At 61.5% G+C, this 9,374-nt stretch carries 5 protein-coding genes; 4 read left to right on the forward strand and 1 reads right to left on the reverse strand.

Going from position 1 to position 9,374, the window contains the following annotated elements; all coding sequences use genetic code 11:
* The coding region (locus KDL09_RS04615) for an efflux RND transporter permease subunit (RefSeq protein ID WP_294381969.1) at positions 1-3,182 on the forward strand (3,182 nt) is incomplete at its 5' end.
* 16 nt (positions 3,183-3,198) lie between these two features.
* On the opposite strand, the gene KDL09_RS04620 is transcribed toward KDL09_RS04615, so the two are convergent.
* Positions 3,199-4,731: a hypothetical protein gene (locus tag KDL09_RS04620; RefSeq protein ID WP_294381973.1), complete on the reverse strand. Its 1,533-nt coding sequence runs from the start codon at positions 4,729-4,731 to the stop codon at positions 3,199-3,201.
* A gap of 187 nt (positions 4,732-4,918) precedes the next feature.
* On the opposite strand from KDL09_RS04620, the gene KDL09_RS04625 reads away from it, so the two are divergent.
* The 3 genes from KDL09_RS04625 to KDL09_RS04635 all read left to right on the forward strand — a co-directional run.
* A complete protein-coding gene (locus KDL09_RS04625; protein ID WP_294381976.1) occupies positions 4,919-6,241 on the forward strand; it encodes a DUF1552 domain-containing protein in 1,323 nt (440 codons plus the stop codon).
* The gene (locus KDL09_RS04630; RefSeq protein ID WP_294381978.1) at positions 6,238-7,758 is read left to right on the forward strand and encodes a PQQ-binding-like beta-propeller repeat protein; all 1,521 of its coding nucleotides are present in this window, start codon (positions 6,238-6,240) and stop codon (positions 7,756-7,758) included. The genes KDL09_RS04625 and KDL09_RS04630 overlap by 4 nt, the downstream gene beginning before the upstream one ends.
* A gap of 92 nt (positions 7,759-7,850) precedes the next feature.
* Positions 7,851-9,374 (forward strand): DUF1592 domain-containing protein (locus KDL09_RS04635; RefSeq protein WP_345781069.1); only part of this gene is annotated, 1,524 nt, incomplete at its 3' end.

A 9,374-nucleotide genomic window follows, 5' to 3' on the forward strand; every position in this document is an offset into this window, starting at 1 on the left:
TCGAATCCGAAGCCGCAATGATCGACCATCTCCTCAAGCGTGGCACGCTGGTGGCCGTGGTGCTGACCATGGTGCTGCTGCTCGGCATCGTCGCCGCCATGCGTGTGCCGGTGCAGATGATTCCGGATCTGGAGACGCGCATCATTTCCATCGACACCCGGTGGCCTGGCGCCACGCCGCAGGACATCGAGAAAGAGATCCTCATCGAGCAGGAGGAGTATCTCCGCAGCCTGCCAAACCTGCAGCGCATGACCTCGCTCGCCTCCACCGGACGCGCCGAGATCGAGCTGGAGTTTCCTTTCGGCACAGACACGAACAGCGCCCTGCTGGAGGTCAACAACGCGCTCAGCCAGGTGCCGGCTTATCCTGAGAACGTCGATGAGCCCGTGCTGCGCAGCGATTCGTTCTCCTATCATGCGTTCATGTCCTTTCGCGTTGTTCCGCTGCCGGGAAATCCGAAAGGGCACGACATCAACATGCTGCTCGATTTTGTCGACGACCACGTGCGCCCGCCGCTGGAGCGAATCGACGGTGTCTCCCAGGTGAGTCTCAGCGGCGGAGCCCAGCGCCAGATCCGCATCTACATCGAGCCGGGGCAGCTCGCCGAAAGGAAACTCAGCCTGGGCGATGTGCGCGAAGCCATCCGCGCACGCAACATCGACATCTCCGCAGGTGATGTGGACAGCGGCAAGCGCCGCTACCTGATGCGCACCATCGGCCGCTATAAGGATCTCGAAGACCTCAAAAACCTTATCATCGCGCGACGCGGCGATGCCATCGTTCGCCTGCAGGACATCGCCCGTGTCGAGCTCGGGCACGCGGAGCTGCGCAGCATTTCCTACTCCGACGGCGAGCCGAACATCCGCCTCAGTTTGATCCGGCAGACGGGTTCCAATGTGATCTCGATTAAGAAGGCAGTTCTGCCGGAGATCGATCGCATCAATGAAGAAATCCTTCATCCCGAAGGCCTGGAGATTGACCTGACGAACGACGACGTGCGCTACGTCGAGAACTCGATCGACAACGTCGTGCAAAACATCGCCATCGGTGCCGTGCTCGCCGCCTTGGTCATGTTCCTGTTTCTCCGTTCGGGATCGGCGACGTTGATCGGCGTGATCGGCATGCCGGTCTGCGTGGTCGCGGGATTCATCGGACTGCTGCTGCTGAACCGCACCATCAACGTGATCTCACTGGCCGGCATCGCCTTTGCCATCGGCATGACGATCGACAACACCATCGTCGTTCTTGAGAGCATCGAACACGAACGACAATCGGGACTCGGTCGCCGCGAGGCCGCGCGAAAGGGCGTGATGAGCGTCTGGGCCGCCGTGCTTTCCGGCACGATGACCACGGTGCTGGTGTTCCTGCCTGTGTTGTTCGTGCATGAGGAAGCCGGGCAGCTTTTCTCCGACATCGGCATCGCCATCTCCGCCTCCATCCTGATGTCCATGGTCACCGCAGTCGCCATCGTGCCGGTGGCCTACGCGAATCTGCCTGACAGCAAGTCACGCCAAAATCGAAAGCCGCACCGCCCGACCGTTCCGGCGTTCATCGACTGGATTCTGCGCGGTGCCGGTCGTCGTCTCGCCTGCCTTGCGCTGACTCTTGCAGTGACCATCAGCGCCTTTCTTTTTCTGACGCCACCCGCCGAGTATCTGCCTGAAGGCGAGGAGGCAAAGGCCTTCTCCACCATGATCGCACCGCCGGGCTATAGCCTGCAGGAGATGCATCGTGTGACGCTCGAGTTGCAGAAGGAGTTTCTTCCGGCCATGCAGGATGATCCGGCGAATTTCGACGCAGGCACCTCCGCGATTCCCGCGCTGAGCCGCATCACCTTCATCGGCCAGCCGGAGTCCATGCGCACCATCGCAGTCACCAAGGATCCCGGTCACATCGATGCCTTCATGGACATCATCAACGAGCGCTTCCGCAAGTTCCCGGGCATGCGCGCTTTCTCGACGCGCGGCTCCATCATCTCCAGCAACGACGGTGGCACGCGTGCAGTCGCGCTGGACGTCAGTGGTCGCGACCTGCCTTCGCTCTACCGCGCCGCCGCCGACATCTACGAGCGTGCCCGCGAAACCTTCGACCATGCGCAGATCAATTCCACGCCCTCGTCCCTGACGCTGGGCCAGCCCTTGCTGGAGATCAAACCGAACTGGGAACGGCTCGCCGAACTCGGCTTCAACACACGCGATTATGGCTTCGCCGTCGCTGCCTTGAGCGACGGAGCCTACGTGGACGAATTCTATTTCAACGACGACAAGATCGACATCTACCTCTTCAGCACCGCCGGTGAGAGCCAGTCGCTGGATCGCCTGTCGGATCTTCCCATCTACACGCCACAGGGCACCGTGCTTCCGCTCGGAGCGCTGGCCACCATCACCGAGAAAGTCGATACCGCCCAGATTCGTCGCGTGGACGGACGCCGCACCGTCACTCTCTACATCATTCCTCCGCGATCCATCGCGTTGGAAACAGCCGTCGCCAAAGTGCGCCAGGACATCATCCGTCCCATGCGTCAAAACGGTCAGCTGCCGGAAGGCGTCTCCGTCTCGCTCACCGGCGCTAGTGACCAGCTCGAAGCCACCCGCGCCTCGCTCGGCAGCAACATGTGGATCGCGGTCGCGCTGTGCTACCTGCAGCTGGTCATCATTTACCGCCACTGGGGCTATCCCTTCCTCATTCTCCTGACCGTGCCGCTCGGCATCAGCGGCGGCATCGGCGGACTGTGGTTGCTGAATCAAGTCGGTGCATGGCTGCCCACCATCGGGCTGGAACCAATCACCCAGCCCTTCGACATGATCACCATGCTCGGCTTCCTCATCCTGCTCGGAACGGCGGTGAACAATCCCATCCTCATCGTCGAACGTGCGATGGAAAACTTCCGAGACGCCGGCAAGTCCGCTCTCGAATCCGTGCGCGAGGCCGTGGCAGCTCGCATGCGTCCCGTCCTCATGACCACCCTCACCACCCTGATGGGACTCGCACCGCTCGTCCTCCTGCCCGGCGCAGGAACGGAACTCTACCGCGGCCTCGGCGCCATCGTCCTGTTTGGCCTCGGCTTCACCGCCCTCATCACCCTGACCTTCCTCCCGGCGCTGCTCGTGACGTTGCTCTCGATCGTCGAACGCTGGCGCGGACGGGCGAAGACAGCGGGTCAAAGTGCAGCGGCCGCCTGACGGAAAGGACTGCGGCTCACGGTTTCACCGCATTGAGCTCACCGAGCATTTCGACCAGCGCGTCCACCATCTTCACCGAGGCGTCGAGTTGGACCTTGTTGACGCCGATCCATGTTTCGTAGCCGCCGAGCTTGTGCTGCTCGGGTGTCGGGAGGTAGCCGTGGGCACCGTTGGCGATGGAGATGTTCATGAGCGGCCGGATCGGGCTGCGCTGCTTCAATTCAAGGCCGATTTCCGCGAACACCTCGAACGGCATTGTGGCCACGGCGAGGTCGCCGATGCGGTGCGTTTGCACGATGACATCAATGGTCGGCGGCATTTCCGGCGAGGCATAAGCGAGCACGGTGCTGTAAGTGCTGTAGCGGCTGGTGCTCATCGGCTTGATTCGTTTGGCCTTCACCGACTCCGCCCACGCGACTTCCTCCTTCGTCGGATAGCGTCGCTCAAACGTCAGCGTGCGTTGCAGCGACGTGAGCTTCACATGATCGTGCCACTTGAGCGTTTTGTGCACATCCATCACTTTGTCCGCGCACAGGTGCGCCACCTCGCGGGCCTTTTCGAAAGGCTGATACTTTTTCTTCGGCTGCGGACCGCGCTTGGCCAGTTCTTCATCGGAGTAGCGCTCCAGATTGTTCACATCGCCGCTGGTGCCGTTGGCCATGATGCCAACGAAGGGCGGATCCTGATGCCGGTCTGCGCCGAGAAGTTCGCCCACGCGGTCGGCGAACATCGCGAAGTAGTCGGCCGAGATCGTATTCGGCGTCACGCCGCCCACGTAGTGCAAACCATAGGAGGCCATCAGCGAGATCGGTTTGCCTGAGGTCGATTTCACCGAAAGGAAAGTGATCTGCGGATCCACGGGGCCGGCAGGCCGCAGCAGGCCTTTGTAGCCGGGGTTGGTATCGACCTTCTCGACGTTGTCGTGCGCGCCATAGACCGGGCCGCGGTCAGGCATCAGGAACCACCGGCGATTGAAGACCTGCGTCGGCTCCTCGGCCACGCCCCAGGCGATCTGCGCCGGTTCCAGTTGGTTGTGTGCCCGCAGCACGCCATCGGCAATCCGCCGGGTGAGAAACGCGCTGTAATCGTAGTAGGCCTGGCTCTTTTCCTCGTCCAGTTTCACGCCGCCCGTGGTGTGCGAGTGCGTGGCCGAAATGACCACGCACTGCGGCGGGATGCCGGTGGTCGCTTCAATGATCTGCTTGGCGTTGGCGGCGACCTCAGCAGAAATGTGCCGCAGGTCGACCACAACGAGCGCCAGCTTCGCCTGCCCGTCATCGAGCACGAGACAGCGGGCATGCAGTTCGTCATGAACGTGGGTCGCAGGTGGACGGCTTGTGCGAATCTTTTGATCGGCACTGATCGACGGCGTGATGTCGCTCGTCGCCGCACCTGCACGAAAAACCGGTTCGGCGGCAGCAAGAGCCAGCGATCCGAATGCCAGACAAAGACCTGCGACAAGAAGCAGGCGACGGGTGCGCGTGGCGCCTGTGCCGGGAGTGTTGGCCGCCTTGGGCAGCTGGGAGATGTTGGAGCCGGGTGTCATCATGGGTTTTCAACGCTCTCGTGCGGGACTTCTTCTGTCCGTTGTGCTTAGGACCGCTGGAATCCGGTGAAATCTACGTGCCACGAGTGGCACCCTTGGTGCTTTCCCCTGTCATGGCCTCAAGGAGGAGCCCCCATTTCCTTCCCGCCAGATGAAAGTTGCCCCACCCCGCCACGTTTACGCGCCACGCATGATCTCACGCAGAAAACTCCTACATCAAATGGCCGCCACCGCAGGCGCGGCTTTTGGATCCCCGTTGTTTCCGAACATCGGTCAGGCCGCATCACGTGTGTCGGGCGGCGGGCCAAAGCGGGTGATCTTCTTCATGCAGAACCAGGGCTTTGATCCGAAGACCTGCATTCCGGCGGGCATGACGAGCAGCGGTTCGCTGGCCAAGGCGAAGCTTCCCGAGCCCATCGAGGCGCTGGAGCCCTTCAAGGAGCGGCTGCACATCATCAACGGCCTGCACGGTCTCCACACCAGCCCGTCGCACAGCGCCTTTTTTGGAGCGCTCGGCGGTTATCGCGGCAGCGATGGCGTGCCGCCCAGCGGTCCGACGATTGACTATGACTTGAGCAAGGTGCTGCCGGAAACGCTGCTGCCGCATCTCTGCATCGGCATGGACTCGATGGACAACATGAAGGCCAAGCCCACGGTCGCGAACCTTTCGGCGAGCGGTGCGGGCCAGCCGATCTTCATGCATTCGAATCCGAACCACCTCTACCAGATGCTCTACGGCGGCATCTCACAGGGGGACATTCGCAAGCAGCACGAGGCGCGCTCCAGCATGTTCGATCGCATCGAGCAGCTCGCCGCCGCGCACGGCAAGGCGCTGCCGATGGCGGATCAGGCGCGCTACGGCCAGTACGTTCAGGGCTTCCATGACATCAACGGTCTCCGGGGACGCCTCAGCGGCGTCTCCGATCATCTGCGCAAATTCGCGCCGAAGGTGGACGATCGCTACACGAAGCCGGAATTCGAAACCGACTGGCACGATGTGCTGCTCGATCTGGGTGTTTCGGCGCTCAAGTCCGGCATCACCAGTGTGCTGACCATCGGCTCGGGCCGCGGCGAGATCTTCGGCTCTTGGAAAGGCATCGGCGTCGAGGAGCAGGGCCACAACCTCGGCCACATGAAACAGCCGGACAATCCGATCTGGATCAAGATCCGCCAGTATAACAGCCGCATGCTCGTGAAGCTGATGGAGGAACTGGAAAGCGTGCCCGAAGGCAGTGGCACGATGATGGACAACACGCTCATCGTTTACACCAGCAACAACGCCGACGCGCAGCACACCAGCGGCGCCACCTGGCCCGTGATGCTGCTCGGCAACTGCAACGGCATTTTCAAGACCGGCTGCTTCACCCAGTTGGACGGCAAGCGCCCGATCAACGCGCTCTACGCGACGATTCTGAAGTCCGTCGGAGTCAATTGCGACCGCTACAACATGAGCGAGAAGATGGCCGCGAAGTTCGACTCCGGCATCGGCCCGCTCCGAGAGGTCTTGGTGTGATTCGGACGTTCCTCCTTTGCTTCTTCGCTCTGGCGACCACGGTCTGCGCGCAGCACTGGCCGCAGGCGTCCGGGCCGAATCTCAATTGGAAAGTCGAAGGGGCCGAGCCGCCGCTGAAGTGGTCGGTCGTTGCTGGTGAAAACATTCTCTGGCGCACGACCCTGCCGGAAGGTGGACAAAGTGCGGTGACGATCTGGGGCGATCGCGCCTTCGTGACGACGCATCGTCCGATGGACGCCACCAGTGACCGGCTTGAGCCCAACATCGTCGGTTACTGCCTCGACGCGAACACGGGCAAGATTCTCTGGACCGTCGATCTTCCCGGAACGGACCCGGTGCAGACGGCGGGCATTTTCAGCGACGCGACGGTGTTTGCGCCGATCGCCGACGGTGAGCACGTCTGGTTTTTCAATCGCTGCGGCTCGATGGGCTGCTTCGACTTTGACGGCAAACCGGTCTGGCTCCGCGAGTTCCGTCCGCGCACCCGCCACACGAACCGCGAATGCGAACCCATCCTCGTCGGCGACAAGATCATCACGGTCGAAGTGCGGAACAAAGAAGCCGCGCAGAAACTGGAGCGGCACAAGCCGGTGCCGGAAGGAATCGAGCCGCGTGATGTCTGGACCTACCTCCATGCGATCGACAAAAAGACCGGCAAAATCGTGTGGATCGAGGAAACGGGAACCTGCGTCCACAACACGCCGATGGCCGGGCAGTTGTCGGATGGACGCTGGGCGATCGCTCACGGTCGCGGCGGCGGGCATGGGCCTTTGGAAAAACCTTATGGTGTGAGCCTGAGCCTGCTCGACTCCGGCAAAACACTCTGGAGCCGAGAGATCAACGGCGACAGCTCCTACAACTCACACTGGAACGCGAAGCATGTGTTCTGGTTCCAAGGATCCAACCACCTCGTGCTCGACAGCGCGACGGGCGAGATTCTGCGGACTCAAGATGTCGCTAAAAACGTGGACATCACCGATGCGCAGACTGGCAAGCGCGAGTCGGGCATCGCTCTGAAAGGTGGCAACCGCATGCCGCTGACGAATCAGACCAACATCGTCGTCGGCGACTGGCACTACTTCCTCGCGCACGACATCACTGCCATCGGCCGCGTAAACATCGAGACCGGCAAGACCGAATATTTGCGCGTTCCAGCGCAGCTTGTCGGCGGACCGGAGCCGAAACGCATCTGGAACATCAAAGAGGCGCTCCCGAACGACACGAAGAACTCGCGCGGCATCGACATTGCCCCGGACAAACGCGCCAAGGGCACGGGCTGGGGCCACGTCTCCGCGGCGAGTCCGATTCTGGTCAACCGCCACCTATTTTTCCCGATCATGAACGGCACGGTTTATGTCATCGATGCGTTTGCGGAAACGCTCGACGAGAAAGCGCTCGTCGCGGTCAACGACCTCGGACCGGCAGGCGAAACCTGGACTCTGGCTTCCTTCAGCTACGCGAACGGCCGGTTGTGGATGCACACGATGAAAGAGGTCCTCTGCATCGGTAAGAACTGACTGCTCCGCGAAGTTTACCACACCCTAGCCACCCCATGATCATCCGGGCCAACACCTCTCCAATGAAAAACCGCATTTCGCTCATTTCGATGATGATCTGCGCTGGTTTTGTCCTGCCTGCGATGGCTGCCGAGACCTACACGCCGGGCGAACCCGTTCGCGCGAAGTTCAAGGACTTCGCGCTGCCATTCCTCGAACAGAATTGCTTCGAGTGCCACGACAACGACACCCAGAAGGGTGATCTCAACCTGCTCGAACTCTCGCGGGTGGATGAGACCAACGCCGCCACCTGGAAGTCCGTGTGGGCACAGGTCGCGCTGGAGGAAATGCCGCCGAAAAAGAAGGACCAGCCCGAAGTTATCGACCGGCTGCGTTTTTCCGACTGGATCGTGGACGAACTGCAACGCGTCATGAAGAACAAGGGCGGCTTCCACGCCCATCTGGATCCGAAAAAGGGCAACTTCATCAGTCACGATCTGCTCTTTGGCCCGCTGCCGGAAGGCATCCAACTGACGCCGACTTCCTCACCGGCACGCATCTGGCGTGTGACGCCGCAGGAGCACATCACGCGGCTCAATGAACTGATCAATACCGAACCCAAATACGATCCCGCGAAGCCGGGCCTCCGCGCCCACGGCGATGTCGTTCCCACCAATCACGGCGGCGAGCTGAAGCTCTACTTTGGCATCGACCGGATCACCAGTGTCGTGGGCGGCACGGTGGCCTACGCCACGGCTGTGAAGAGCGTGCCGGTGGTGCTTTCCTCGGCCCGGAAGGTCGGCCTGAAGAACTACCCCGATTTCTACACGGTCAACAGCGCCGAAGCGACGCAGATTCTCGGCAAGGCGGAGGACATTCTGAAATACATGGCCTACGGGCCGCTCAGCCTGGTGACTTTTCCCGAGCAGATCACGGATGACCCCAAGACCTATGACTCGATCAAGCCCAAGGGCGACATTCGCGGCACGCCCAGCGCCATCGTTTACAACACCAAAGTCGTACGTCCGCTGACGCCGGTGCTCGATCGCATGAAGGAGCCGGAGGTCACTGACGGACGCCTGCGCGCCGCCGTGGACTATCTGTTTGAAGCCCTGACCTTCCGCCCACCAAACAAGCCGGAATCCGACAGCTACCTGCAAATCGTGAAGGACAGCATCGCCAAGGTCGGCAAAAAAGACGGCGTCATGATGGGCCTGTCGTCGATCTTTCTCGATCGCGACGCGTTGTTCCGACCGGAGTTGGTGGAAGGCGGAAAGTCGGACGAGCACGGCCGCGTCATGCTGCAGGATTGGGAGCTCGGCCTCGCCGTGAACCACGCTCTTTGCTACATCAAACCCGATGAAACCCTTCGCCAGTCGATCGTCGATGGCCGCATGCGGACGCGCGAGGATGTGAAACGCGAGGTCACCCGCATGCTCGACGACGACAGCATCCGCAAGCCGCGCGTTCTACAGTTCTTCCGCGACTACTTCGACTACGACCTCGGCGGTTACATCTGCAAAGACACCCGGGCGCTCGCGGCGACCGGTGTCGCAACGCGCGGCGAAAACCACTACCGCGCCATGTTTAACGCCACGGCCAGCACGGATCGCCTGATCGAGCTGGTCCTCGCGGAA

This window comes from Prosthecobacter sp. (assembly GCF_020439865.1).
Taxonomy (GTDB): domain Bacteria; phylum Verrucomicrobiota; class Verrucomicrobiia; order Verrucomicrobiales; family Verrucomicrobiaceae; genus Prosthecobacter.